Source organism: Geodermatophilus tzadiensis, assembly GCF_003002915.1.
In the GTDB taxonomy this organism is placed as follows: Bacteria; Actinomycetota; Actinomycetes; order Mycobacteriales; family Geodermatophilaceae; genus Geodermatophilus; species Geodermatophilus tzadiensis.
On sequence record NZ_PVTG01000015.1, the window covers coordinates 36,552 to 61,232 of the forward strand.

28 protein-coding genes are annotated in these 24,681 nt (G+C 75.5%); 5 read left to right on the forward strand and 23 right to left on the reverse strand.

What is annotated here, in order from left to right; genetic code table 11:
- Positions 1 to 26 precede the first annotated feature (26 nt).
- Together LY71_RS17725 and LY71_RS17730 are read left to right on the forward strand one after the other, a co-directional pair.
- Positions 27 to 788 carry a polyphosphate kinase 2 family protein gene (locus LY71_RS17725; protein WP_106280093.1) on the forward strand — a complete coding sequence of 254 codons (762 nt, stop codon included), beginning with the start codon at positions 27 to 29 and terminating at the stop codon, positions 786 to 788.
- On the forward strand, positions 785 to 1,897 hold the full coding sequence (locus LY71_RS17730; protein ID WP_106280095.1) for a GNAT family N-acetyltransferase: 1,113 nt from the start codon (positions 785 to 787) through the stop codon (positions 1,895 to 1,897). Before LY71_RS17725 ends, LY71_RS17730 begins: the two co-directional genes overlap by 4 nt.
- Here LY71_RS17730 and LY71_RS17735 read toward each other — a convergent pair.
- The 5 genes from LY71_RS17735 to rpsB all read right to left on the reverse strand — a co-directional run bounded on the left by LY71_RS17735 (position 1,864) and on the right by rpsB (position 6,451).
- On the reverse strand, positions 1,864 to 2,976 hold the full coding sequence (locus LY71_RS17735) for a phosphatidate cytidylyltransferase (protein WP_106280097.1): 1,113 nt from the start codon (positions 2,974 to 2,976) through the stop codon (positions 1,864 to 1,866). The two genes, LY71_RS17730 and LY71_RS17735, sit on opposite strands and share 34 nt — an antisense overlap.
- A gap of 21 nt (positions 2,977 to 2,997) precedes the next feature.
- Positions 2,998 to 3,555, reverse strand: coding sequence for a ribosome recycling factor (frr, locus tag LY71_RS17740; protein WP_106280099.1), 558 nt, complete (start codon positions 3,553 to 3,555; stop codon positions 2,998 to 3,000).
- Positions 3,556 to 3,625: 70 nt separating this feature from the next.
- A complete protein-coding gene (gene pyrH / locus LY71_RS17745) occupies positions 3,626 to 4,411 on the reverse strand; it encodes a UMP kinase (protein WP_106280101.1) in 786 nt (261 codons plus the stop codon).
- 202 nt (positions 4,412 to 4,613) lie between these two features.
- Complete coding sequence (gene tsf, locus LY71_RS17750; RefSeq protein WP_106280103.1) at positions 4,614 to 5,429, reverse strand: translation elongation factor Ts; 816 nt, start codon at positions 5,427 to 5,429, stop codon at positions 4,614 to 4,616.
- Between the two features lie 89 nt (positions 5,430 to 5,518).
- Positions 5,519 to 6,451 carry a 30S ribosomal protein S2 gene (gene rpsB, locus LY71_RS17755; protein ID WP_106280105.1) on the reverse strand — a complete coding sequence of 311 codons (933 nt, stop codon included), beginning with the start codon at positions 6,449 to 6,451 and terminating at the stop codon, positions 5,519 to 5,521.
- Between the two features lie 299 nt (positions 6,452 to 6,750).
- Between rpsB and LY71_RS17760 the strand changes: the two genes are divergently transcribed.
- Positions 6,751 to 7,254, forward strand: coding sequence for a M23 family metallopeptidase (locus tag LY71_RS17760; protein WP_106280107.1), 504 nt, complete (start codon positions 6,751 to 6,753; stop codon positions 7,252 to 7,254).
- Between the two features lie 52 nt (positions 7,255 to 7,306).
- On the forward strand, positions 7,307 to 7,912 hold the full coding sequence (locus LY71_RS17765; protein ID WP_106280109.1) for a TMEM175 family protein: 606 nt from the start codon (positions 7,307 to 7,309) through the stop codon (positions 7,910 to 7,912).
- Between the two features lie 36 nt (positions 7,913 to 7,948).
- Here LY71_RS17765 and whiG read toward each other — a convergent pair whose 3' ends face one another.
- The 15 genes from whiG to rpsP form a co-directional block, all read right to left on the reverse strand.
- Positions 7,949 to 8,752, reverse strand: coding sequence for an RNA polymerase sigma factor WhiG (gene whiG, locus LY71_RS17770; RefSeq protein WP_106280284.1), 804 nt, complete (start codon positions 8,750 to 8,752; stop codon positions 7,949 to 7,951).
- 86 nt (positions 8,753 to 8,838) lie between these two features.
- Complete coding sequence (locus LY71_RS17775; protein ID WP_211297409.1) at positions 8,839 to 9,774, reverse strand: tyrosine-type recombinase/integrase; 936 nt, start codon at positions 9,772 to 9,774, stop codon at positions 8,839 to 8,841.
- Positions 9,775 to 9,860: 86 nt separating this feature from the next.
- Positions 9,861 to 11,117: a DNA-processing protein DprA gene (dprA, locus tag LY71_RS17780; RefSeq protein ID WP_106280111.1), complete on the reverse strand. Its 1,257-nt coding sequence runs from the start codon at positions 11,115 to 11,117 to the stop codon at positions 9,861 to 9,863.
- Complete coding sequence (locus LY71_RS17785) at positions 11,114 to 12,634, reverse strand: YifB family Mg chelatase-like AAA ATPase (RefSeq protein ID WP_106280113.1); 1,521 nt, start codon at positions 12,632 to 12,634, stop codon at positions 11,114 to 11,116. The genes dprA and LY71_RS17785 overlap by 4 nt, the downstream gene beginning before the upstream one ends.
- Positions 12,631 to 12,990: a YraN family protein gene (locus LY71_RS17790; protein WP_106280115.1), complete on the reverse strand. Its 360-nt coding sequence runs from the start codon at positions 12,988 to 12,990 to the stop codon at positions 12,631 to 12,633. Before LY71_RS17790 ends, LY71_RS17785 begins: the two co-directional genes overlap by 4 nt.
- Positions 12,991 to 13,118: 128 nt before the next feature.
- Positions 13,119 to 13,439: a DUF2469 domain-containing protein gene (locus LY71_RS17795; RefSeq protein WP_073421822.1), complete on the reverse strand. Its 321-nt coding sequence runs from the start codon at positions 13,437 to 13,439 to the stop codon at positions 13,119 to 13,121.
- Complete coding sequence (locus LY71_RS17800) at positions 13,436 to 14,251, reverse strand: ribonuclease HII (protein ID WP_106280117.1); 816 nt, start codon at positions 14,249 to 14,251, stop codon at positions 13,436 to 13,438. The genes LY71_RS17795 and LY71_RS17800 overlap by 4 nt, the downstream gene beginning before the upstream one ends.
- 186 nt (positions 14,252 to 14,437) lie before the next feature.
- On the reverse strand, positions 14,438 to 15,160 hold the full coding sequence (locus LY71_RS17805; RefSeq protein ID WP_245888012.1) for a response regulator transcription factor: 723 nt from the start codon (positions 15,158 to 15,160) through the stop codon (positions 14,438 to 14,440).
- A 285-nt stretch (positions 15,161 to 15,445) separates the two neighbouring features.
- The gene (lepB, locus tag LY71_RS17810) at positions 15,446 to 16,372 is read right to left on the reverse strand and encodes a signal peptidase I (RefSeq protein WP_106280119.1); all 927 of its coding nucleotides are present in this window, start codon (positions 16,370 to 16,372) and stop codon (positions 15,446 to 15,448) included.
- 75 nt (positions 16,373 to 16,447) lie between these two features.
- Entirely contained in the window at positions 16,448 to 16,804 is a 357-nt protein-coding gene (gene rplS / locus LY71_RS17815; protein ID WP_091108071.1) for a 50S ribosomal protein L19, read from the reverse strand.
- Between the two features lie 178 nt (positions 16,805 to 16,982).
- Entirely contained in the window at positions 16,983 to 17,483 is a 501-nt protein-coding gene (locus tag LY71_RS17820) for an NUDIX hydrolase (protein ID WP_106280121.1), read from the reverse strand.
- A complete protein-coding gene (gene trmD / locus LY71_RS17825) occupies positions 17,476 to 18,216 on the reverse strand; it encodes a tRNA (guanosine(37)-N1)-methyltransferase TrmD (RefSeq protein ID WP_106280124.1) in 741 nt (246 codons plus the stop codon). The genes LY71_RS17820 and trmD overlap by 8 nt, the downstream gene beginning before the upstream one ends.
- A complete protein-coding gene (rimM, locus tag LY71_RS17830; RefSeq protein ID WP_245888014.1) occupies positions 18,213 to 18,734 on the reverse strand; it encodes a ribosome maturation factor RimM in 522 nt (173 codons plus the stop codon). Before rimM ends, trmD begins: the two co-directional genes overlap by 4 nt.
- A gap of 23 nt (positions 18,735 to 18,757) precedes the next feature.
- Positions 18,758 to 18,994, reverse strand: coding sequence for an RNA-binding protein (locus LY71_RS17835; protein ID WP_106280128.1), 237 nt, complete (start codon positions 18,992 to 18,994; stop codon positions 18,758 to 18,760).
- A 3-nt stretch (positions 18,995 to 18,997) separates the two neighbouring features.
- Entirely contained in the window at positions 18,998 to 19,480 is a 483-nt protein-coding gene (gene rpsP / locus LY71_RS17840) for a 30S ribosomal protein S16 (RefSeq protein WP_106280130.1), read from the reverse strand.
- Positions 19,481 to 19,638: 158 nt separating this feature from the next.
- Here rpsP and LY71_RS17845 point away from each other — a divergent pair, with 158 nt between their 5' ends.
- Entirely contained in the window at positions 19,639 to 20,040 is a 402-nt protein-coding gene (locus LY71_RS17845; RefSeq protein WP_211297410.1) for a VOC family protein, read from the forward strand.
- On the opposite strand, the gene LY71_RS17850 is transcribed toward LY71_RS17845, so the two are convergent.
- The 3 genes from LY71_RS17850 to ffh form a co-directional block, all read right to left on the reverse strand.
- Positions 20,007 to 21,761 carry a proline--tRNA ligase gene (locus LY71_RS17850; RefSeq protein WP_245888016.1) on the reverse strand — a complete coding sequence of 585 codons (1,755 nt, stop codon included), beginning with the start codon at positions 21,759 to 21,761 and terminating at the stop codon, positions 20,007 to 20,009. The genes LY71_RS17845 and LY71_RS17850 overlap by 34 nt on opposite strands.
- Positions 21,762 to 21,976: 215 nt before the next feature.
- Entirely contained in the window at positions 21,977 to 23,059 is a 1,083-nt protein-coding gene (locus LY71_RS17855) for an amidohydrolase family protein (protein ID WP_211297411.1), read from the reverse strand.
- Positions 23,056 to 24,624 (reverse strand): signal recognition particle protein, encoded by a 1,569-nt coding sequence (gene ffh / locus LY71_RS17860; RefSeq protein ID WP_106280134.1) that lies wholly within the window; start codon positions 24,622 to 24,624, stop codon positions 23,056 to 23,058. The genes LY71_RS17855 and ffh overlap by 4 nt, the downstream gene beginning before the upstream one ends.
- Positions 24,625 to 24,681 lie beyond the last annotated feature (57 nt).

A 24,681-nucleotide genomic window follows, 5' to 3' on the forward strand; every position in this document is an offset into this window, starting at 1 on the left:
CCCGCCGGTGCGCCAGGCTCGGTCGGGTGAGCCGACTCGACGACGTCGACCTGTCCGCCCGGCTGCCGAAGAAGGAGGCCAGGGACCAGCTGGCCGCCGCCCAGCAGCGGCTGGTGCACCTGCGCCTGTTCCTCGGCGGGCAGCTCGGCGGGCCGATCGGGCCACCGGTGTGCGTGCTGTTCGAGGGCTGGGACGCCTCCGGCAAGGGCGGGGCCATCAAGCGGCTGGTCGACGAGCTCGACCCGCGGCACGTGCGGGTGGCCCAGTTCGCCGCGCCCAACCCGGACGAGAAGCGGCACCACTTCCTGTGGCGCTTCTGGCCGGTGCTGCCCGGCTGGGGCGGCATGGCCGTCCTCGACCGCACCTGGTACGGCCGGGTGCTCGTCGAGCGCGTGGAGGGCTTCGCCACGGAGGAGGCCTGGCAGCGGGCCTACGGCGAGATCGTCGACCTGGAGACCACGCTGGCCGCCGAGGGCACGGTGCTGGTGAAGTTCTGGCTGCACGTCTCGCCCGAGGAGCAGCTGCGCCGCTTCGAGTCCCGCGCCGCCGACCCCTACCGCGCCTGGAAGCTCACCGACGAGGACTGGCGCAACCGGGACAAGCGGGCGGCCTACGAGGACGCCGTCGAGGAGATGCTCGAGCGCACCGACCACCCCGGCGGGCGCTGGACCGTCGTCCCCGGTGACGACAAGCGCTACGCGCGGGTGGCCGTCGTCCGCACCGTGTGCGAGGCGATCGAGTCGGCGCTGGCCGCCCGCGGGATCGACCCCGACGCGCTGCCCGCGTGAGCGTCCTCGTCCACCTCTGCGAGCCGGCCACCTGGCGGGCGGCGCTGGCGGTGGGCGCGCTGCACCCCGACGGGGCCTTCGTCCACCTGTCGCGGCCGGAGCAGGTGCACCTGCCGGCCACCCGGCTGTTCCCCGCCCGGCGCGACCTGGTGCTGCTCGTCGTCGACCCGGCCCGGCTGGCCGACCCCGTCGTCGAGGAGCCCGGCGTCCCCGGCGACCCCGAGGGCGCGCGCTTCCCGCACCTGTACGGGCCGCTGCCGGCGCCCGCGGTGGTCGCCGTCGTCCCGTACCGGCCGCCCGTGCCGCCGCTGCTGCCCGCGCCGGACGACGCCCTCGGCCGGGCGGTGGCGCTCGCGCTGTCGGTGCGCACCCGCCGCGCGGCCGAGGTGCGCGACGTGCCCGGCGGCGTCGTGGTGCTCGACCCCCGCTTCCCGCACTCCCGCGACGACAACCGGCTGGTGGTCGTCGAGCCGGTCGACGCCGACACCGTCGAGCGGGCCGCCACCACCACCGGCCTGCCGCACCCGGCGGCCACGCTGGCCTGGGCCGGCGCGGACGACGTCGCCGCGGAGCTGGCCCGGCGCGGGTGGCAGGCCGAGGAGCTGCAGGTCATGGCCCGCCCGCCGGCGCCGGCGCTGCCCGGGGCGGAGCGGGCCGAGGTGGTCGACCAGCGCGAGGTGCACCCGTTCTGGGAGGCCGGGTGGCGGCGGGGCCTGGCCGGGACGCCCGACCTCGAGGAGGTGGTCGCGCAGCTGGTCGGCCGGGAGCACCGCACCGACCGGGTCGTGGCCGTCACCGACGTGGCGGTGCGGGAGTCCGGCCGGGTGGTGGCCTCCGGGCAGCTGCGGGTGGACGGCGCGACGGCGGCCGTCGAGGCGGTGGGCACCGCCCCCGAGGCGCGGGGCCGCGGGCACGCCGACGCCGTCCTCGCCCGGCTGCTGGAGCGGGCCGCCGACGCCGGCTGCGACCTGGCGGTGCTGGAGGCCGACGCCGCCGACTGGCCGCGGCACTGGTACGCCCGGCGGGGCTTCACCGTCGTCGGCTCGACGTGGGAGGTGACCGCCGCCGCGGACCCTCAGGCCGGGGCGACCCAGGACAGCAGCAGGTAGGCGACCGCGGCGGAGGGCAGCAGGCTGTCCAAGCGGTCCATGATCCCGCCGTGGCCGGGCAGCAGGGTCCCCATGTCCTTGATGCCCAGGTCCCGCTTGACCAGGGACTCCCCGAGGTCGCCCGCGGTGGCGCTGACGGCGAGCGCGGCGCCGAAGAGCACCCCGCCCCACCACGGCCCGTCGAGGCCGAGGGTGACCAGCGGGGTGGCCACCGCGATGCAGGCCACCAGCGACCCGGCCATGCCCTCCCACGACTTCTTCGGGCTCACCGTGGGCGCCATGGGGTGGCGGCCGAACAGCACGCCGGCGGTGTAGCCGCCGACGTCGTTGCCGACCACCGTCGCGATGAACAGCAGCACCCGCACCGCCCCGTCGTCGGGCACCAGCAGCAGCACCGCGAACCCGGCCAGCAGCGGCACGTACAGGGCGACGAAGACCCCGGCCGAGGCGTCGCGCAGGTAGCCCTCCGGCCCGTCGCCGAGCCGCCACAGCAGGACGGCGACCGCGGTGAGGAGGAAGGCGGTCACCAGCCCGTCGGGACCGCGGGTCCAGGCCAGCGCCAGCATGGCGACGGTGCCGACGGCCAGCGGGACGAGCGGGGCCCGCGCTCCCCCGGCCTCCAGTGCCCGCACCAGCTCGACGACGCCGACCAGGATCGCCGCGCCCACGACCAGCAGGAACGCCGGGCGGTAGACCAGCAGCGAGGCGATGATGACCGCGCCCAGCCCGAGGCCGACGCCGATGGCGGCGACCAGGTTCCGCCCGGCGCGGCTGCTCGTCGGCGGGACGAGGTCGGGTTCGGGGTCCGGCGGCGCGGCCAGGGTCGACCCGGTCGGGGCGGGAGGACCACCGGCCGGCACGGGCATCTCCTGGGTGCCCGGGACCGGCGCCGGTACCGGCGGCGGTCCCGGCGCGGCGACGGGCGCGGCGGCCGTGCGCGGGCCGGTCGGCGGGGAGGCCGGCCGGGCCGGACCGGGGGGCGGGGGCGGCGGCGGTGCGGGGAGCCGGACGACCGGGACCGGCCCGGTGTCGGCGTCCCGGGACGGGCCGGCCCCGGCGGCGTCGGGACGGGAGGTCATGGGAGGACCGGGGAGAGCGGCTCAGACCTCGAGCAGCTCGCTCTCCTTGTTCTTGACCGCCTCGTCGATGGCCGAGACGTGCTGGGCGGTGAGGTCGTCGAGCTCCTTCTCCGCGCGGCGCACGTCGTCCTCGCCGGCCTCGCCGTCCTTGGCGATGCGGTCGAGCTCCTCCTTGGAGCGGCGGCGCACGTTGCGGATGGCGACCTTGGCGTCCTCGCCCTTGCTGCGCGCCATCTTCACCAGGTCACGGCGGCGCTCCTCGGTCAGCTGCGGGAAGACCACGCGGATGATCTGGCCGTCGTTGGTCGGGTTGACGCCGAGGTCGCTGTCGCGGATGGCCCGCTCGATCGCCGTCAGCTGGCTGTTGTCGTAGGGCTTGATGACCGCCATGCGCGCCTCGGGCACGGTGATCGAGGACATCTGCGGCACCGGGGTGGGAGCGCCGTAGTAGTCGACCAGGATCTTGTTGAACATCGAGGGGGCGGCGCGGCCGGTGCGCACCGAGCCGAGGTCCTCCCGAGCGACCGACAGGGCCTTGTCCATCCGCTCCTCGGCGTCGAGCAGGGTGTCGTCGATCACGGGTCTCTCCTCCTGCGGCGGGTGCGTCCCCGCCGTCGTCCTGCGGTGCGGTGTCCTCGTGCGGGCGCGCTCAGCTGATCAGCGTCCCGATCCTCTCACCCGCCGCGGCGCGGGCGATGTTGCCGTCGCGCAGCAGGTTGAACACCACGATCGGCATCCGGTTGTCCATGCACAGGCTGATGGCCGTGGCGTCGGCGACCTTGAGCTGGTCGGCGAGCACCGTGGCGTACTCGAGGTCGTCGTACATGGTGGCGGCCGGGTTGGTGCGCGGGTCGTCGTCGTAGACGCCGTCGACGCCGTTCTTGGCCATCAGCAGCACCTGGCAGCCGATCTCCAGGGCCCGCTGCGCGGCGACGGTGTCGGTGGAGAAGTAGGGCATGCCGGCGCCGGCGCCGAAGATGACCAGCCGGCCCTTCTCCATGTGCCGCACGGCCTTGCGCGGGATGTAGGGCTCGGCGACCTGGCCCATGGTGATCGCGGTCTGCACGCGGGTCTCCAGGCCCACCTGCTCGCAGAACGCCTGCAGGGCGAGGGCGTTCATGACCGTGCCCAGCATGCCCATATAGTCGGCGTGCCGGCGGTCCATCCCGGCCTCGGCGAGCTCGGCGCCGCGGAAGAAGTTGCCCCCGCCGACGACGACGGCGACCTGGGTGCCGCCGTGCACGACCGAGGCCAGCTGCTCGGCGATGCTGTGCACGATGCCGCCGTCGACGCCGACGCTGCCGCCGCCGAAGGCCTCACCGGAGAGCTTGAGCAGCACCCGCTGGTAGCCGTCGCCGTCGGCGGGCTGGAAGGCGCTGGGCGCCGAGAGCGGCGGGTGCTGGGAGGTCGTCTGCGGCGCGGCGGTGTCGGTCAACTGCTCATCCCTCGCTCGACGTCGTTGGGCGTGATCCTGCCAAACGGTGGGCCGGGCGCCAGCCGGGCCCGCAGACGCCACCGGCCCCGCCCCGGGTCGGGGCGGACGAAGGACCCCGCCACCCCCCACGCCTCGCATGCTCGGCGCGGGCCCCTGTGGCGGGGCCGATCGGGGGTGGCGGGGTCCTTCGATCCGCGGGCGCCTACGCCTGGCCGACCTCGAAGCGGGCGAACCGCTGCACGGTCAGGCCGGCCTCGTCGACGATCTGCTTCACCGTGCGCTTGGGCTCGGTGATCGACGGCTGCTCGAGCAGGACGAAGTCCTTGAAGTAGGCGTTGACCCGACCCTCGACGATCTTGGTGATCGCCTGCTCGGGCTTGCCCTCCTCCTTGGCGGTCTGCTCGGCCACGCGGCGCTCGGTCTCGACGGCCTCGGCCGGGACCTCGTCGCGGGTGAGGAACCGCGGGCGCGCGGCGGCGATGTGCATCGCCAGCGAGCGCGCGGCCTCCTCGCTGCCGCCCTGGTACTGCACGGCGACACCGATGGCCGGGGGCAGGTCGGTGGCGCGCTTGTGCAGGTAGACCGCGGTCGGGCCCTCGAAGGTGGCGAAGCGCGAGAGGACGAGCTTCTCGCCGATGCGCGCGGACTCGGCCTCGACCAGCTTGGCGACGGTCTGGCCGTCGACCTCGGTGGCCAGCAGCGCGTCGAGGTCGGCCGGGGACTGCTCGAGGACGATCTCGAGGAGCCGCTCGGCGAGCGCGACGAAGTCGGCGTTCTTGGCGACGAAGTCGGTCTCGCAGTCGAGCTCGAGCAGCGCGCCGTGCTTGCTGACGACGATGCCGTTGGTCGTGGAGCGCTCGAGGCGCTTGCCGACGTCCTTGGCGCCCTTGATGCGCAGCAGCTCGATGGCCTTGTCGTACTCGCCGTCGGCCTCGGTCAGGGCCTTCTTGGCGTCCATCATGCCGGCGCCGGTGGCGTCGCGGAGGCGCTTGACGTCGGCAGCGGTGAAGGCGGGCATGTCACTTCCTCACGGGTCTGGAGTGGGTGGGTGCGGACGTGCGAGGGCGCCGCCGTCCGGCCCGCGGACCGGACGGCGGCGCCGGCGCGTCAGCCGTTCTGGGCGCCCTGGGTGCCGGTGGAGGTGTCGCCGGTGGCGGGCACGCCCTCGACCGGGGCGATCTCCTCGGCGGTGACGGCCGGCGGGGCGACGGGGGTCTCCGGCAGCGGGGACGCGGCATCGGCCTGGTCGCCCGCACCGCCGGTCAGCAGCTCGCGCTCCCAGTCCGGCAGCGGCTCGTCGCCACCGATGACCGGGGCGCCGCCGTCCTCGCGGCCGGCGTTGGCCTGCGCGGCCGAGCGGGCCATGAGACCGTCGGCGACGGCATCGGCGATCACGCGGGTCAGCACGTTGATGGCGCGGATCGCGTCGTCGTTGCCCGGGATCTTGTAGTCGACCTCGTCGGGGTCGCAGTTGGTGTCGAGGATCGCCACGACCGGGATGCCCAGCTTGCGGGCCTCACCGACGGCGATGTGCTCCTTCTTGGTGTCGACGATCCAGATGGCGCTGGGCACCTTCTGCATGTCGCGGATGCCGCCGAGGCTGCGCTCGAGCTTGGCCTTCTCGCGGGTCAGGCCCAGCTGCTCCTTCTTCGACAGGCCGGCCATCACGCCGGTCTGCTCCATGTCCTCGAGCTCCTTGAGGCGCTGGAGCCGCTTGTGGACGGTGGAGAAGTTGGTGAGCATGCCGCCCAGCCAGCGCTGGTTGACGTAGGGCATGCCCACGCGCTGCGCCTGCTCGGCGACGACCTCCTGCGCCTGGCGCTTGGTGCCGACGAAGAGGATCGAGCCGCCGTGCGAGACCGTCTGCTTGACGAACTCGTAGGCCGAGTCGATGTACCCGAGCGTCTGCTGCAGGTCGATGATGTAGATGCCGTTGCGCTCGGTGAAGATGAAGCGCTTCATCTTCGGGTTCCAGCGACGGGTCTGGTGCCCGAAGTGGACGCCGCTGTCGAGCAGCTGCTTCATGCTGACGACTGCCATGGCCGCAGCCTTCCTGTCTGCGCGCGGCCGCCCGGCGGCCACGCTCCTCGGTTGACGCGGGCACCGGGTGGTGTCCCGCCCTGGCGTCCCGCGGCGCCACCGACCCGGTGTCGGACCGGGACCGAGGTGGGGCTGCCCCGCCGGAGCGGCGGGAGGAGGACGCGCGGAGTCGACCCGCCGTGGCGGGTCGCACCGGACAGCATACGCCGCGCGCCGGGCGGCCCTCCCCCGCCGTCGGCGCCGTCCACAGGCCGGGCGCGGCCGCCCCGGCGCGCCGGTCCCGCGGCGAGGCTCGCGGGGTGTCCGCGCGCTCCCTGCCCGCCGTCCTGCTCGTGCTCGCCGCGCTGCTGCTCCCGGCGCCCGCGGTCGCCGGGCCGGGGGTGGCCGTCGCCCCCGCCTGGGTGTCCCCGGTGGGCGACCCGCCGGTGGTCCCGCGGCCGTTCGCGCCGCCGCCCTCGCCGTACGGCCCGGGGCACCGAGGCGCCGACCTGGCCGGGGCGCCCGGCACGGTGGTGGGCGCCGCCGGGGACGGCGTGGTCGTCTTCGCCGGCATGGTGGCCGGCCGCCCGGTGGTGAGCGTCGACCACGCGGACGGTCTGCGGACGACGTACGAGCCGGTCGCGCCGGTCGTCGCCGCCGGCCAGGCGGTGGCCCGCGGCGCGCCGCTCGGGACGCTGCTCGCCGGCCACGAGGGCTGCCCGGCCGCGGCCTGTCTGCACTGGGGACTGCGCCGCGGGGAGGTGTACCTCGACCCGCTGTCGCTGCTGCGCCCGCCAGAGGTGCGGCTGCTGCCCACCGGGTGAGGGGCGCGGGGATCGCCCCGGACCGTCGGCGGGCACCCCTAGCGTGCGCGGGGTGCAGACCGAACGGGGCCTCGACCGCTTCGTCTCGTTCCTCGACGCGGTCGTCGCCATCGCCATCACCCTGCTGGTGCTGCCGCTGACCGAGCTGCTCGACGGCGCGCAGCCGCGGAGCGGCCTCGGCACCCTGCTGGCCGACGAGGCCGGGCAGATCGGCGCGTTCTTCCTCAGCTTCCTCGTCATCGCGCGGCTGTGGCTGATCCACCACCAAGTGGTCGAGACCGTGGGGTCCTACGACCGGGCGTTCCTCGCCGCCAACCTGCTGTGGATCCTCACGATCGTCCTGCTGCCCTTCGCCACCCAGGTGTCCGCACGGTACGGCGCCGACCGGCCCGCGATCGCGCTCTACATCGGCACGATCACGCTCAGCTCGTTCTGTCTCACCGCGATCAGCCTGCTGCTGTGGCGGCGGCCCGCCCTGCGCCGCCACCCCGCCACGCCGGTCCCGCTCCCGTGGCCGTCGCTGGTCGCCAGCGCGCTGTTCCTCCTCGCCTTCGTGGTCGGCACGCTGCTGCCGGGCGTGAGCTACTGGGCGTTGTTCCTGCTGTTCCTGTCCGGGCCGCTGGAGGCCGTGGTCCGGCGCCGCACCACGGCGGCCTGACCTCGGTCCGACACCGCCGGCACCGCCGGCTGCCGGTCAGGCGATGTCGGCGAGCTTGGTGCGCAGGTGCAGGACGGCCTTGGTGTGCAGCTGGCAGATCCGGCTCTCGGTGACGCCGAGGACCCGGCCGATGTCGGCCAGGGTCAGGCCCTCGAAGTAGTAGAGGCTGACGACGACCTTCTCCCGCTCGGGCAGCTGCTCGACCGCGCGGGCGAGCAGCTGGCGGGCCTCCCCGTGCTCCGCCACGGCCTGCGGGTCGGCGGCGTTGACGTCCCGGAGGGTGTCGACCAGCCGGGGGGCGCCGCCGTCGTCGTCGGTGAGCAGCTCGTCGAGGGCGACCACGTTGACCAGGGAGAGCTGGCCGAGGAACTTGCGGACCTCCTCGACGTCCATGTCCATCTCGGCGGCCACCTCCTCCTCGGTGGGGCTGCGCTGCAGCCGGCTCTCGAGGGCGGCGACGGTGCGCTCGAACTGGCGGGCCCTCATCCGCACCGACCGCGGGATCCAGTCGGTGCTGCGCAGCTCGTCGATGATCGCGCCGCGGATGCGGGCCATCGCGTAGCTCTCGAACTTGACCTCGCGCGAGGGCTGGTACCGGGTGATGGCGTCGATCAGCCCGAAGGTGCCGTAGGAGACGAGGTCGGCCTGCTCGACGTGCGCGGGCAGGCCGCTGCCGACCCGGCCGGCGACGTACTTGACCAGCGGCGCGTAGTGCAGGATCAGCCGGTCACGCAGGGCCGGCGAACGCTCGGTGACGTACTGGGCCCAGAGGTCGGCGATGACTGCGTCGGCGTCCTCCTCGGACTCGCCGCCGATCCGGTGGATGGTCGCCTCGGGCACGGTGTGCACTCCCGCTCTCTGGTGGGCTCGGGGTCTCGCGGTGGACGCCGGCGCGGCGGCCGGCGGGGTGGGTGGGGACGACGTGGTCATGCGCGTGGGTGCGCCTGCGCGTGCACCGCCCGGAGCCGCTCGACCGTCACGTGCGTGTAGATCTGCGTCGTGGCGAGGCTAGCGTGGCCGAGCAGCTCCTGGACCGAGCGCAGGTCGGCGCCGCCCTCGAGCACGTGGGTGGCCGCGGAGTGCCGCAGCCCGTGGGGGCCGACGTCCGGGGCGCCGGGCGTGGCCGCGACGGCGGTGTGCACCGTGCGGCGGGCCTCGCGCGCGTCGAGCCGGCGGCCGCGCAGGCCCAGCAGCAGTGCCGGGCCGGACTCGACGGTGGCCAGGGCCGGGCGGCCGCGCACGAGCCAGGCGTCGAGGGCCAGCTCGGCCGGCGCGCCGTAGGGGACGCTGCGCTCCTTGCGCCCCTTGCCGAGGACGCGCAGCAGCCGCCGGCCGCGGTCGACGTCGTCGACGTCGAGGCCGACGAGCTCGCTGACCCGGATGCCGCTGGCGTAGAGCAGCTCGAGGACGACGGCGTCGCGCAGTCCGACCGGGTCGTCGGCACCGGCGGTCGACTCGACCACCGCGCGGGCCTGGTCGGGGGCGAGCACGTCGGGCAGCGTGCGGTGCGCCCTGGGGCTGACCAGCCGCAGCCCGACGTCCTCGGCCGTGGCGCCCGAGCGGCGCAACCAGGCGGTGAACGACCGCGCGGCGGCGGCCCGCCGGGCGGTGGTCGCGCGGCTGGCCCCGCGGGTGCGGCCCTGGGCCAGCCAGCTGCGCAGGGCGGCGAGGTCGAGGTCGCCGACGGTGGTGCCGCCGCGGCGGGCGAGGTGGTCGAGCAGCCAGACGGCGTCGGTGACGTACCCGCGCACGGTGTGCCCGGACAGGTCGCGCTCCTCGCGCAGCGCCTGCTCGTAGCCCTCCAGCGCCGCGGCGAGCGCCGGCGGCAGCGCGGCGCGGGCGTCGGCGGTGCGGGCGGTCACCGTCCGACCGTCCGACGGAGCCCGCCGACGGTCAAGCCGCCGCGCCGTCCCGCCGCTCCCGGCAGGCGTCCCCCGCCACCGCCGTCTCAGCCGTCGCGCCGCCGCGTCGGCGGCGGGGCCAGCCGCCAGCCGGTCCCGGTCCACTGCACGAGCCCGCCGACCTCCAGCCCGGGTAGCACCCGCACGGCCTCCAGCGGGTCGCACCCGGCGACGGCGGCCAGCCGCTCGGCGCTCACGCCGATCCGCACCGGGCAGGCGTCGAGCACCCGGCGGGCCAGGTCGGTCAGGCCGTCACGGGCCTTCGCGGGCCGCTCCGGCGGCTCGGCGAGGTCGATCCCCAGGCCGCCCACCGCCTCGACCACCTGCGCGGCGTTGCTCACCAGCCGGGCGCCCACGTCCTCGTCGCGCAGCAGGTCGTGGCAGCCCACCGACATCGCGCTGGTCACCGGCCCGGGCACGACCAGCACCGCCTTGCCCAGCCGCTGCGCCCGCCGGGCGGTGGCCTGCGCGCCGGACCGGGCGGCCGCCTCGACCACCACCGTGCCGCGGGTCAGCCCGGCGATGATCCGGTTGCGGACGAGGAAGCGGTGCCGGTGCGGGGCCGCACCGGGCGGCCACTCGCTGACGAGCAGGCCGCCGGAGTCGACGATCCGGCTGAACACCGTCGAGTGCGCGGCCGGGTAGGCGCGGTCGACACCGCAGGCGAGCACCGCGACGGTCGGGGCGCCGGCGGCCAGGGCACCCCGGTGGGCCGCGACGTCCACGCCGTAGGCACCGCCGGACACCACGGTCCAGCCGCGCTCCCCCAGCTCGTGCCCGAACTCGCCAGCCACGTGCTCGCCGTAGGCGGTGGAGGCGCGGGAGCCGACCACGGCCACCGAGCGGTCGACCGCCTCGTCCAGTCGGGCGGTGCCGCGCACCCACAGCGCCACCGGCGGCACCAGCGCCGTGGTGCGGTCGGTCTGCTCGACGTCGCCGTCACGGCCGACGACCGCCAGCGTCAGGGAGTGCAGCGGCAGCGCGGGCCACTCGTCGTCCTCGGGCAGCACGAGGCGCGCACCGCAGCGCTCGGCGCGGCGCAGGTCGGCCAGGCTGGTGTCCTCGGCGGCGCGGGCGCCGACCAGCGCCCGCGCCCCGTCCGGCGCCGTCCCGGCCCGCAGCGCACGCACGGCGGTCACCGGCCCGACGTCGTCGACCCAGCGCCAGAAGCCGACCGACCCGGGTTCGGCGGCGCGCGTCAGCCAGGCCCGCGCGCGCCGGATGCCGGGGACGCCGACCCCGTCGACCGCCGCCGGGCCGTCCCGCGCGTCCTCCAGGTCCTCCTCGAGGCTCGGGGCGCTCACGCCGCCACCCGCTGCAGCCGCATGCCCAGCGCCTCGGCCACGTCGTCCCCGTCGGGCACCGGCCGCCCGCCGAGGTCGGCCAGCGTCCAGGCCACCCGCTGCACCCGGTCGAGGCCGCGGACCGACAGCAGCCCGCGCTCCAGCGCCCGCTCGGCCAGGGCCAGGGCGGCGCGCGGGACCGGCCACCGCTCCCGCAGCAGCCGGCCGGGCACCTGGCTGTTGAGCGCCAGGCCCGCTCCGCCCAGCCGCGCGGCGGCCGTCTCCCGGGCGGCGGCCACCCGGGCGGCGACCGCCGCGCTCGGCTCGGGCGGGTCCTGTCCGGCCAGCCAGGCCGCCCGCGTCACCGCCGGGAGGTCGACCCGCAGGTCGATGCGGTCGAGCAGCGGACCCGACAGCCGGGCCTGGTAGCGGCGCCGCTCCAGCGGGCTGCAGGTGCACGCGGCGTCACCGGCGGCGCTGGCGCACGGGCAGGGGTTGGCGGCGAGGACCAGCTGGGCGCGGCACGGGAAGGTCGCCGCGCCCGAGGCGCGGGCGATCGTCACCTCCCCACGCTCGAGCGGCTGGCGCAGCGTGTCGAGGGTGGCCCGCGGGAACTCCGGCGCCTCGTCGAGGAACAGCACGCCGCGGTGGGCCCGGCACAGCGCCCCCGGCCGGATCACCCCCGATCCCCCGCCCACGAGCGCGGCCATCGTCGCCGAGTGGTGCGGCGACTCGAACGGCGGCCGGCTGAGCAGCGGCGCGCCCGGCGGCAGCGTGCCGGCCACCGAGTGGATGGCGGTGACCTCCAGCGCGGCCCGCTCGTCGAGGACGGGCAGCAGGCCCGGCAGCCGCTCGGCGAGCATCGTCTTGCCGGCTCCCGGCGGGCCGGTGAGGAACAGGTGGTGCCCGCCCGCGGCGGCCACCTCGACCGCGCGCCGGCCCGCGGCCTGGCCGACCACGTCCCCGAGGTCGGGCACCGGCGCGGGGCTGGGCAGCGGCCCCCGGGCGTGCGGAGCGAGCCGCGCCCGCCCGGACAGGTGGGCCACGAGGTCGCCGAGGGTGGCCGCGGGCAGCACGGCGACCCCCGCGACGAGCGCCGCCTCCTCCGCGTTGCCGGCCGGGACGACGACCGTGTCGTGCCCGGCCTGCACGGCGGCCAGCACCGCCGGCAGCACGCCGCGCACCGCCCGGACGGAGCCGTCGAGGCCGAGCTCGCCGAGCAGGACGAGGCCGTCGGCGGCGTCGGCCGGCAGCGTCCCGGCGGCGGCGAGCACGGCGGCGGCCAGTGCCAGGTCGAAGCCGCTCCCCTGCTTGGGCATCGACGCCGGCGACAGGCCGATGGTGATCCGGCGCATCGGCCAGGAGGCACCGGTGTTCACCACCGCCGCGCGCACGCGGTCCACCGACTGGCGGACCACCGCGTCGGGGAGGCCGACCAGCACCACGCCGGGGACGCCGGCGGACATGTCCACCTCGACCTCCACCATCGCCCCGGCGACCCCGGCCAGGCCGACCGACCAGGTGCGGGCCAGCGTCACGAGAAGGCCCCGGGCAGGTGGGTGACCCGCGGCAGCCCCGCGGGCGGCACGAGCACGCCGACGACGTCGAAGCGCAGGTCGGGGGCGTGCTCGTCGTGGGCGGCCAGCCAGCGCTGCGCCAGCAACCGCAGCCGCCGCTGCTTGGCGCGGGTCACCGCCTCGACGGGGTGGCCGAAGCCGGTGCCGCGCCGGGTCTTGACCTCGCAGAAGACGATCGCCGACCCGTCGCGGGCGACGATGTCGAGCTCACCGTCGCGGCAGCGCCAGTTGCGGTCGAGGACGCGCAGCCCGGCGTCGGTGAGGTGGGCCGCGGCGATCGCCTCGCCACGGCTGCCGAGTTCGGTGGTGGTGGACACCCGCCGACCGTCGCCCGCGGCGCCGCCCCGGGGCGGACGGGGAGGCGGTCTGTGGACGGCGGACCGGGCTGTGGACGGCCCGACCGGTGCCGTCGGCCCGGGAGGTCAGGTTCTCGGGCGTGGCGACATCAGGTGATGCGGGGACCGTCGGGCAGCTCGAGGTCGGGCTTGTCCAGCTCCTCGACGTTGACGTCCTTGAACGTCAGCACGCGGACGTTGCGGACGAACCGGGCCGGCCGGTACATGTCCCAGACCCAGGCGTCGGAGAGCTTGAGCTCGAAGAACACCTCGCCGCCGGCCTCGCGCACCTGCAGGTCGACGGAGTTGGCCAGGTAGAAGCGCCGCTCGGTCTCCACCACGTAGGTGAACTGGCGGACGATGTCCCGGTACTCGCGATAGAGCTGCAGCTCCATCTCGGTCTCGTACTTCTCCAGGTCCTCGGTGCTCATCGCGGCTCTCCGGAGACAGTGGGCATGCCCCCATCATCGACCATGCCGCCGGGACCGGTCAGCTGGAGCTCCCGACCGGCGTGTGCGTGCCGGGCGCGGACGACGTTGACGAAGCGCGACCGGTGCTCCGGGCAGGGGCCGTGACGCTCGAGCGCGGCGGTGTGCGCCTCGGTCGTGTAGCCCTTGTGCACCGCGAAGTCGTACTCCGGCCAGCGCTCGTGCAGGTCGAGCATGATGCGGTCCCGCGTCACCTTGGCCAGCACCGATGCCGCGGCCACGCAGGCGGCCACCCGGTCGCCCTTCCACACCGCGAGGGTGGGCAGGCCGAGCCCGGGGACGGCGAACCCGTCGGTGAGCACGTAGTCGGCGGCGGGGTCGAGGGTGCTCACCGCGCGGCGCAGCGCCTCGAGGTTGGTCACGTGCATCCCCCGCGCGTCGAGGTCGGGGACCGGGATGGTCACGACCGACCACGACACCGCCCGCTCGACGACCTCGTCGTACACGCGGTCGCGGGCGGCGGCGGTCAGCAGCTTGGAGTCGGCCAGCCCGGGGACGCGGCCGCGGCGCCCGGGAGGCAGCACGCAGGCGGCGGCCACCAGTGGTCCGGCGCAGGCACCGCGGCCGGCCTCGTCGGCGCCGGCCACGGCGGCGAAGCCGCGCCGGCGCAGCGAGCGCTCCATGTCCCACAGCGCGTCGTCGGGGCGGTCCGCGGCGGGGAGGGCGGGGCGGCGGGTGCGGGTGCGGGTGCGGGTGCGGGTGCGGGCGGACGGTGCCGCGGCCACCCGGTGCGGGGAGGGAAGAGGGCCGGCCATCGCCGTCCGACAGTACGTCGGGACCCGGACCGTCCGGGTGCGCGGAGGCGGGGACGACCGCGGGCCGGTCCCCGGGGACAGAGGGGACCGGCCCGCGGACCGGAGCCGGGCCGTTCGGGCCCGACGGCGCCCCGGCCGGACCGCCGAGGAGGCGGACGGTCCGGCCGGGGGCAGGAGGGTGGTCCCTCAGACCTCCGCGGGGGCCGGGGCCGGGGTGGCCAGACCGTGGGCGCCGCAGGTGCAGCTGCCCCCGCCGCGCGAGGAGAGGACCAGCGAGACCGCGTGCGCCCGGTCGCGGGCACCCAGCTTGCGCAGGATCGCCTTGACGTGCGACTTGACGGTGTCCTCGCTGATGAACAGGTTGCGGCCGATCTGCCGGTTGGACTGGCCCTGGAGGAGCTCGTCGAGCACGTCGGACTCCCGGCGGGTCAGCGGCACCTCGGGGGTCAGCGGCTTGCCGGCCGGGGCGGCGCTGGGCTCGACGCGGCGGATCTGCGGGTCGACGACGGTGCGGCCGGCGCGGGCGGCCAGGATGGCCCAGCCCAGCAGGGTCGGCGAGGTGTTGAGCAGCAGGTAGCCGCGGACGCCGGCGGCGACGGCCTCGTTGACCACGGCCGGGTCCTCGGAGGTGGCCAGGGCCACGACCGCCACCCGCGGGAAGCGGCGGCGCAGGTCGCGGACGACGTTGAGCGTGGCGGCCCGGCCGGCACCCAGCTCGACGACGACGGCGTCGGGGCGGGCGGTCTCGACCAGGGTCAGCGCCCGGCGCAGCTCGCCCGGGGTCCCCACCGACTGCATGCCGGCGGTCTCGTTGATCATGCTGACCAGACCGCGGCGCAGGACGGGGGCGTCGGCGAGGAGGAGGACGCGGGTGACGCCTCGGGCGGCGCTCGCCATGGGTGCGGACACGACTTACTCCATTTCGGTGGACCGAGTTGCTCTCGAACACCTCATCGGAGTGGATTGGCGACTCCTTTACCCCTTTTCGGGATTTTCTCGCGCCGGTCCGAAATGGCGGCAGATCGCGTCGGCAGTCACACCGGTAACGCAGAAAGGTCACCTCCCGCGGATTGTCGACATGCGGACGCCATTTCCCGGGAATGGCAGCCGGCAGCGACGGTCCCCGTCCCCGGACGCGACGACGGCGCCGTCCCGGAGGGAACGACGCCGTCGACGGGCAGTGGGCGGGGGACGTCAGCCGCCGCCGGCCCGGCGGGAGCGCCGTCGGCGCCGCCAGGCCGTCACCGGCAGCGCGCCGGCCACCCCGGCGGCCAGCGGCAGCGCGGAGGCCACCGGCGTCGCGGTGCCGACGGCGCCCGCACCGGGCAGGACGGCCGCCTGCACGCCCTGGATGTCGGGGTCGTCGAGGGTGCCGAAACGGCTGACCGGCCAGACGATGAGGGCCGCCTTGCCGATGACGTCGTCCACGGCGACGGTGCCGCTGTAGCGGTCGCCGACGTGCGAGCGCGAGTCGGCGGAGGCCGAGCGGTGGTCGCCCATCACCCACAGCCGCCCCTCGGGCACGGTCACCGGGGCAAACTCTCGGCTCTCCCGCGGGGTGTTCTCGTAGATGTAGGGCTCGTCGAGCGGTTGCCCGTCGACCACCACGCGGCCCTCGGGATCGCAGCACTCGACGGTCTGGCCGCCGGTGGCGATGACCCGCTTGACGTAGTCGTCCTCGCTCGGCGGCGCGACGCCCACCGTCCGGCCCAGCCACAGCAGCGCGCCGGTGAACCAGTTGGAGGGGTCCTGGACCTCGACCTCGGGCACCCAGGTGTCGGGCCCCTGGAAGACCACGATGTCGCCCGGCTCGGGCTCGCCGAACCAGTACGGGATCTTGTTGACCAGCACGCGGTCGCCGGTGCACCCGGGGCAGCCGTGCAGCGTCTGCTCCATCGACCCCGACGGGATGAAGAACGCCTGCGCGAAGAAGGTCTTCACGACCAGGGCGAGCACGAAGGCCACCAGCAGCAGCACGGGCAGCTCCCGCAGCAGGGAGCTCTTCTGCTCGGGCCGCTCGCGGCGCCGGCGGCCGGAGCGGCGGGCGGCCTGCTCGGCTCCGGGCTGGGGCTCGTCCCCCGGGACGACGTCGGCGGGCCCCCCGGACCGGTCGCTGCTCATCGGGAGCCAGCGTACGGCCGCGGGGGGCCCGCCGTGGTCGGACCCGGCCGCTGGGGGCCGGGGGTCACGCGGAGGTCAGCGCGCGACGGTCTCGCGACGCTCCTTGATCTTGGCGGCCTTGCCGCGCAGCTCGCGGAGGTAGTAGAGCTTGGCGCGGCGGACGTCACCGCGGGTCACGACCTCGATCTTCTCGACGACCGGGGTGTGCACCGGGAAGGTGCGCTCCACGCCCACGCCGAAGCTGACCTTGCGGACGGTGAAGGTCTCGCGGATGCCGCCGCCCTGACGGCGGATGACCGCACCCTGGAAGACCTGGATGCGCGAGCGGTTGCCCTCGACGACGCGGACGTGCACCTTGACGGTGTCCCCGGGGCGGAACTCGGGGATGTCGTCGCGCAGCGAGTCGGCGTCGAGTACGTCCAGGGTGTTCATCGCGGCATTCCTCGGTCTCAGCGGTGGCTCGTCGTCGGCCCGGGCAGCGGGTTCCCGCGCGCCGGACCAGGGGGCTGCGACTCCGGGAGTGCCCGTCGGCGGGCGCCTCCGGTCGGCAGCAGCCCCCTACTGTGCCACATCCGCGGCGGCCTGCCGAGCGCGGGCCGGGCCGGACCGCTCAGTCGACCACGCGGGGTGGCCGGCGCCACGGTCCGGCGAGCAGCTCGGGCAGCACCGCGGCCAGCTCCCGCGGGGCGAACTCCTCGTCGGAGGCGGCCACCTCGGCGGCCGACCACCAGCGGTGCGGCTCCGCGCCGAGCAGCTCGAGCTCGGTGCGGCCGGTGGCGTCGACCTCGTGGACGACGTCGCGCAGGACGAAGAAGGTCTCCCGCGAGTCGACCTGCACGCCGGCGAAGGCGCCCACGTGCCGCCGGAACCACACCGGGCCCTCGAGCGCCGCGAGCTCGACGACCAGCCCGATCTCCTCGGCGAGCTCGCGGGCGGCGGCCTCGCGCACGCTCTCGCCGTCCTCCACTCCCCCGCCGGGCGTGTACCAGAAGAGCACGTCGCCGGGCGGGACGGCGGGATCGGTCAGGCGGGCGCCGAGCAGCAGCACCCGCCCGTCGGGGTCGAGGACGACCACCCGCGCCGTCGGCCGCACCCACGCCTTCTCAGGCACCGTCGAGGACCGCGCGGTCTGCCGGGCCCAGGGCGTCCTCGGGCAGCGCGGCGAGCAGGTCGGGGCGCCGGGCGGCGGTCCGTCGCAGCGACTCCGCGCGCCGCCAGCGGGCGATGGCGGCGTGGTCGCCGGAGAGCAGCACCGGCGGGACGTCGAGCCCGCGCCAGGACGCCGGGCGGGTGTAGGAGGGGCCCTCGAGCAGCCCGTCGGCGTGCGAGTCGTACTCGACCGACTCGCGGTTGCCGACCACGCCCGGGATCAGCCGGGTGACCGCCTCGACCATGACCAGCACCGCGGACTCCCCGCCGGCCAGCACGTAGTCGCCGATGGAGACCTCCGACACCGGCCCGTGCCGCGCGGCCCAGTCGGCGACGCGCTGGTCGATGCCCTCGTAGCGGCCGCAGGCGAAGACCAGGCCGGGCTCGGCGGCCCACTCCGCGGCGACGGCCTGGGTGAACGACCGCCCGGCGGGGGTGGGCACCACGAGGCGGGTGCCGGGCGGGCGGACCGCCTCCAGGGCGCGCGCCCAGGGCTCGGGCCGCATGACCATCCCGGGCCCGCCGCCGTAGGGGGCGTCGTCGACGGTGCGGTGGACGTCGTCGGTCCACCGCCGCAGGTCGTGCACGCCGATGGCGACCAGCCCGCGCTCGGCCGCCTTGCCGAGCAGCGACTGGCGCAGCGGCGCCAGGTACTCGGGGAAGATCGTGACGACGTCGACGCGGTAGGGGGTCACAGGTCGAGCAGGCCCTCGGGCGGGTCGACGACGACCACGCCGGCGGCCAGGTCGACGGTCGGCACGATCGCGGTGACGAAGGGCACCAGCAGCTCCCGGCCGCCATCGCGGGCCACGACGAGCAGGTCGGCGCCCTCGTGGCGGACGGCGGTGACGGTGCCCAGCGGCGAGCCGTCGGCCAGCCGGACGGCCAGGCCGACCAGCTGGTGGTCGTAGAAGGACTCGGGGTCCTCGAGCTCGGGCAGGTCGGCGACCGGGACCTCGAGCAGGGTGTCGCGCAGGGTCTCGACGTCCTCGCGGCTGGAGTAGCCCTCGAACGCGAGCAGCAGGACCTCGCGGTGCCAGCGGGCGCCGGCCACGGTGAGCGGGCCGCGGGCGGCGGGATCGGTCAGCAGCACCGCGCCGGGGACGAAGCGGTCGTCCGGGTCGTCGGTGCGGACCTCGACGGTCGCCTCACCACGGACACCGTGGGGCCGACCGATGCGGCCGACCACCACGGTGTCCGGTGGGGTGTTCACTGCGTCCAAGGGACGGGAGGCGCTCAGCGCCCGTCGGTGTCGACGACGTCGACCCGCACACCGCGGCCGCCCACGCCGGCCATGACCGTGCGCAGCGCCTTGGCGGTGCGGCCGCCGCGGCCGATCACCTTGCCGAGGTCGTCGGGGTGCACCCGGACCTCGAGGGTCTTGCCCCGGCGACCGCCCACCATGTCGACGGTGACGTCGCGCGGGTGGTCGACGATGCCCTTGACCAGGTGCTCGAGCGCCTCTTCGAGCACGTCTTACTCGGCGGACGTCGTCGGGGCGCCGCCGGAGGCCGGGCCCTCACCGCCGGCGGCGGAGGCCTCGGCCACCGTGTCGGCGGGCGAGTCGGCCTTGGGGGCGGCCTTCTTCTTCGGGGTGGTCGCGCCGGCGGCCGGCTCGTCGCCGCTGCTGCGGACGGCCTCCTCGTAGAGGGCCTTGCGGTCGGGCTTGGGGGCCGCGACCTTCATGGGCGGCGGGGCCGGCTCGCCCTTGAACTTCTGCCAGTCGCCGGTGACCCGGAGGATGGCCGCGACGGCCTCGGTCGGCTGCGCGCCGACACCCAGCCAGTACTGGGCGCGCTCGCTGTCGACCTCGATGAAGGAGGGGTCCTCCTTCGGGTGGTACTTGCCGATCGTCTCGATCGAGCGGCCGTCGCGCTTGGTGCGGGCGTCGGCGACGACGATGCGGTAGTACGGGGCGCGCATCTTGCCCAGTCGCATGAGCTTGATCTTGGTGGCCACGGTGGCTCGTGTTCTCCTCGAACGCTGTCTGTCGGTGCTCGCCGGACGGACGCGTGGGGTTACGCCGGGGCGGAGCCAGGGACACGGCCGGCGGCGGTGAGAGGGCCGCGCGCCGCCGTGTTCGACCGACCATGATGCCAGATGCCGGGAGGCGTGCAGTGACCAGCCGGGGACTGCTCCACCACGTGGAGCTGTGGGTGCCCGACCTCGCGCGGGCCGAGCGCTCCTGGGGGTGGCTGCTCACCGCGCTGGGCGCGGCGCCGTACCAGTCGTGGGAGCACGGCCGGTCCTGGCGCCTCGGCGGGGTCTACGTCGTCGTCGAGCAGTCCCCCGCGCTCAGCGCCGGCACCCACGAGCGCACGCGCCCGGGCCTCAACCACCTGGCGTTCCACGCCGGGGACGCCGCCGCCCTCGACGCCCTGGTGACCGACGCCCCGGCGCACGGGTGGCGGCTGCTGTTCGCCGACCGCCACCCCTTCGCCGGCGGCCCGCAGCACCGGGCCGCCTACCTCGAGGACGCCGACGGCTACGAGGTCGAGCTGGTCGCCGAGCGCACCTGAGCGAGGACGGCGGCCGCGGCGTCGGCCACCGGCACCTCCGACCGCTCGCCCGTCGCCCGGTCGCGCAGCTCGACGACACCCTCGGCCAGCCCGCGGCCGACGGTGACGATCGTCGGCATCCCGAGCAGCTCGGCGTCCTTGAACTTCACGCCGGGGCTCACCTTCGGGCGGTCGTCGTAGAGCACGGTCAGCCCGGCGCCGACCAGCTCCTGCGCGAGGGCCTCGGCGGCGGTGAAGACGGCGGCGTCCTTGCCGGTGGCGACGACGTGCACGTCGGCCGGCGCCACCTCCCGAGGCCACACCAGGCCCAGCTCGTCGTGGGTGGACTCGGCGATCGCGGCGACGGCGCGGGAGACGCCGATGCCGTAGGAGCCCATGGTCACCGTGACGAGCTTGCCGTTCTCGTCGAGCACCTTCAGGTCCAGCGCCTCGGCGTACTTGCGGCCGAGCTGGAAGATGTGGCCGAGCTCCACGCCGCGGGCCAGCTCCAGCGGGCCCGAGCCGTCGGGCGCGGGGTCGCCGGGCAGCACCTCGGCGGCCTCGATGACGCCGTCCCAGGTGAAGTCGCGCCCGGCCACCAGGTCGAACACGTGCCTGCCGGGCTCGTTGGCGCCGGTGACCCAGCGGGTGCCCGGGACGACGCGCGGGTCGACGAGGTAGCGGATGCCCGAGGCACTCCCGGCACCGAGCACCTGGGGGCCGATGTAGCCCTTGACCAGCGCGGGGTGCTGGTCGAACTCGGCGAACGGCTCGACCTCGGCCGGCGCGACCTGCGCCTCGAGGCGCTTGGCGTCGACCTCGCGGTCACCGGGGAGGCCCACGACCAGCGGCTCCCGGGTGCCGTCGGGCTGCACCAGCGTGACGACGACGTTCTTCAGCGTGTGCGCCGCGGTGTAGCCGGCGTCGGGGAACAGCTCCCGCGCGACGGCGACCAGCGTCTCGATGGTCGGGGTGTCGGGGGTGTCCTCGACGTGGGCCGCGGGCAGGCCCTCGAGCGGGACCGGCTCGGGGACGACGGTGCTGACCGCCTCGACGTTGGCGGCGTAGCCGCCGGGCGAGCGGACGAAGGTGTCCTCGCCGATCTCGGTCGGGTGCAGGAACTCCTCGCTGCGCGACCCGCCCATGGCCCCCGACATCGCCGAGACGATGACGTACTCCAGGCCCAGTCGGTCGAAGACGCGGATGTAGGCGTCGCGGTGCGCGGCGTAGCTCTTGTCCAGGCCGGCGTCGTCGACGTCGAAGGAGTAGCTGTCCTTCATCGTGAACTCGCGGCCGCGGAACAGCCCCGCCCGGGGTCGGGCCTCGTCCCGGTACTTGGTCTGGATCTGGTACAGCGCCAGCGGCAGGTCCTTGTACGACGAGTACAGGTCCTTGACCAGGAGCGTGAACATCTCCTCGTGCGTGGGGCCGAGCAGGTAGTCGACGCCTCGCCGGTCCTGGAGCCGGAAGAGGTTGGGCCCGTACTCGGTCCAGCGGTTGGTGGCCTCGTAGGGCTCGCGCGGCAGCAGCGCGGGGAAGTTCACCTCCTGCGCGCCCATCGCGTCCATCTCCTCGCGGATGACGCGCTCGACGTTGCGGAAGACGCGGTAGCCCAGCGGCAGCCAGGTGAAGCCGCCCGGTGCGGCCCGCCGGATGTACCCGGCCCGGACCAGCAGGCGGTGGCTGGGGACCTCGGCGTCGGCCGGGTCGTCGCGCAGGGTGCGCAGGAACAGCGTCGACATGCGGAGGAGCACAGGAGGAGTCTCCCAGGCCCGGGCGAGCCGTTTCCGCGAGGCCGCCGTCCGGACCCACCGGGTCGCGTCCTCCCTCACCGCAGCGCGCGAAGAACCCTCCTGCCCCCCACCGCTCGCACGCTCGCGGCGGGCCCCTGCAGGAGGGCCGCCGCCCACCGTCGGGGAGGACACACGACGATCAGGTCACCTGGTCATCGCGGCGCTCAGACGACGCGGCCGCGCAGCACGGTGAGGACCGGGCGGGTCAGGGTGTCGAGGTCGGTGCGCGGGTCGCTGTCGAAGACGACGACGTCGGCCGGCGCGCCCTCCTCGATCACCGGCAGGCCCAGCCACCGGCGGGCCGCCCAGGACGCCGCGGCCAGCGCCGCCTCGGCGGGGAGGCCGGCCCGGCACAGCGCGCGCACCTCATCGGCGATCCGGCCGTGCGCGATGCCGCCCCCGGCGTCGGTGCCGGCGAACACCGGCACCCCGGCCTCGTACGCGGCGCGGACGACGGCACCCGACTGCGCGTACAGCCGCCGCATGGTGCTCGCGTAGGCCGGGAACCGCTTCTCCCCCGCCTCGGCGAAGCCCGGGAAGTTCTCCACGTTGACCAGCGTCGGGACGACGGCGGTGCCGCGCGCGGCCATCTCGCCGACGAGGTCCTCGGTCAGCCCGGTGCCGTGCTCGATGCAGTCGATGCCCGCGCGGACCAGCCCGGGCAGCGCGTCGGTGCCGAAGGTGTGCGCGGTGACCCGGGCGCCCTCCTCGTGCGCGGCCGCGATCGCCGCGGACAGGGCGTCGGCCGGCCACTCGGGCGCCAGGTCGCCGACCGAGCGGTCGATCCAGTCGCCGACCAGCTTCACCCAGCCGTCGCCGCGGCGGGCCTGCGTGCGGACCTCCCCGACCAGCCCGTCCGGCTCGACCTCGACGGCCAGCCCCGGGATGTAGCGGCGGGTGCGGGCGACGTGCCGCCCGGCCCGCACGATCGTGGGCAGGTCGGGCTCGCCGTCCAGAGCCCGGGTGTCCACCGGCGAGCCGCAGTCGCGCAGCGCCAGCACCCCGGCGGCGCGCTCGGCCAGCGCCTGCTCCCGCAGCCCCGGCAGGTCCTCGACCGGCACCCCGCCGGGGCCGATGCCGACGTGGCAGTGCGCGTCGACCAGCCCGGGCAGCAACCAGCCGCCGCGGCTGACGGTCTCCGCGCCCGGCACCGGGTCGAAGGTGACCCGGCCGTCGCGCACCCACAGGTCGCGGTGCTCGCCCTCGGGGAGGACGACGCCGCTCAGGTGCAGCGCGGAGGCGCTCACCGCCCGGGCCGCTCGTCCCCGAACTTGCTGAAGTCGAGCTTGGAGAGATCGGGCAGCGCCTGGCCGGGCGGCAGCGAGGGCATCCCGCCGGGCAGCTGGCCCGGGAAGCCGGCGCCGGTCGGCAGCCCGGGGGCGCCCATGGGCCGGCGGGCCGGGGCCTTGCCCTTGCCGCCCTTCTTGCCCTTGCCCTTCTTGGCCGACTGCGCCTGCATCTGGCGGCCGCGGGCCTTCTTCGACATGGGGCCCATGCCGGGCAGGCCCATGCTGCCGGCCATCTGGCCCATCATCTTCTGCGCCTGGGCGAAGCGCTCCAGCAGCTGGTTGACCTCGGTGACGGTGACGCCGGAGCCGTTGGCGATGCGCACCCGCCGCGAGGCGTTGATGATCTTCGAGTCGACGCGCTCCTGCGGCGTCATCGACCGGATGATCGCCGCGGTGCGGTCGAGGTCGCGGTCGTCGACCTGCTTGAGCTGCTCCTTCATCGCCCCGGCGCCGGGCAGCATGCCGAGCAGGTTGGCGATCGGGCCCATCTTGCGGATGGCCATCATCTGCTCGAGGAAGTCCTCGAGCGTGAAGCCCTCGCGGCTGGCCAGCTTGCCGGCCATCTTCTCGGCCTGGTCGGCGTCGAAGGCCTGCTCGGCCTGCTCGATGAGGGTGAGCACGTCGCCCATGCCGAGGATGCGCGAGGCCATCCGCTCGGGGTGGAAGACGTCGAAGTCGGTGAGCTTCTCGCCGGTGGAGGCGAACACGATCGGCTGGCCGGTCACGTACCGCACCGAGAGCGCGGCACCACCGCGGGCGTCGCCGTCGAGCTTGGTGAGGACGACGCCGGTGAAGCCGACGCCGTCGCGGAACGCCTCGGCGGTGGTGACGGCGTCCTGGCCGATCATCGCGTCGACGACGAACAGCGTCTCGTCGGGGCGCACGGCGTCGCGGATGCCGGCGGCCTGGGCCATCAGCTCCGCGTCGATGCCCAGCCGGCCGGCGGTGTCGACGACGACGACGTCGTGCTGGGTGCGGCGGGCGTGCTCGATGGAGTCGGCGGCCACCCGGATCGGGTCGCCGACGCCGTTGCCCGGCTCGGGCGCGTAGACGTCGACGCCTGCCTGCTGGGCGACGATCGAGAGCTGGTTGACCGCGTTGGGCCGCTGCAGGTCGCAGGCCACCAGCAGCGGGGTGTGGCCCTGGCCCTTGAGCCAGCGGCCGAGCTTGCCGGCCAGCGTCGTCTTACCGGAGCCCTGCAGACCGGCCAGCATGATCACCGTGGGCGACTGCTTGGCGTGGCGCAGCCGGCGGGTCTCGCCGCCGAGGATCTCGATGAGCTCCTCGTTGACGATCTTGATGACCTGCTGGGCCGGGTTGAGCGCCTGCGACACCGCGGCGCCGCGGGCGCGCTCCTTGACGGCGGCGATGAAGGCGCGCACGACCGGCAGCGCGACGTCGGCCTCCAGCAGCGCGATGCGGATCTCGCGCGCGGTGGCGTCGATGTCGGCGTCGGTCAGCCGGCCCTTGCCCCGCAGGCCGGTGAAGACCTTGTCGAGGCGGTCGGAGAGGGTCTCGAACACAGCACGTCCTCGTCAGAGCTCGCGGCGTGGCCCGCCCGGTCGGCGCGCGACCGGCGA

Excerpts from the sequence above, each read along its gene's own strand:
- LY71_RS17735 (WP_106280097.1), bottom strand. The coding sequence starts at position 2,976 with ATGACCTCCCGTCCCGACGCCGCCGGGGCCGGCCCGTCCCGGGACGCC.
- tsf (WP_106280103.1), bottom strand. The coding sequence starts at position 5,429 with ATGCCCGCCTTCACCGCTGCCGACGTCAAGCGCCTCCGCGACGCCACC.
- rpsB (WP_106280105.1), bottom strand. The coding sequence starts at position 6,451 with ATGGCAGTCGTCAGCATGAAGCAGCTGCTCGACAGCGGCGTCCACTTC.
- LY71_RS17795 (WP_073421822.1), bottom strand. The coding sequence starts at position 13,439 with ATGAGCACCGAGGACCTGGAGAAGTACGAGACCGAGATGGAGCTGCAG.
- LY71_RS17800 (WP_106280117.1), bottom strand. The coding sequence starts at position 14,251 with ATGGCCGGCCCTCTTCCCTCCCCGCACCGGGTGGCCGCGGCACCGTCC.
- lepB (WP_106280119.1), bottom strand. The coding sequence starts at position 16,372 with ATGAGCAGCGACCGGTCCGGGGGGCCCGCCGACGTCGTCCCGGGGGAC.
- rplS (WP_091108071.1), bottom strand. The coding sequence starts at position 16,804 with ATGAACACCCTGGACGTACTCGACGCCGACTCGCTGCGCGACGACATC.
- LY71_RS17850 (WP_245888016.1), bottom strand. The coding sequence starts at position 21,761 with ATGTCGACGCTGTTCCTGCGCACCCTGCGCGACGACCCGGCCGACGCC.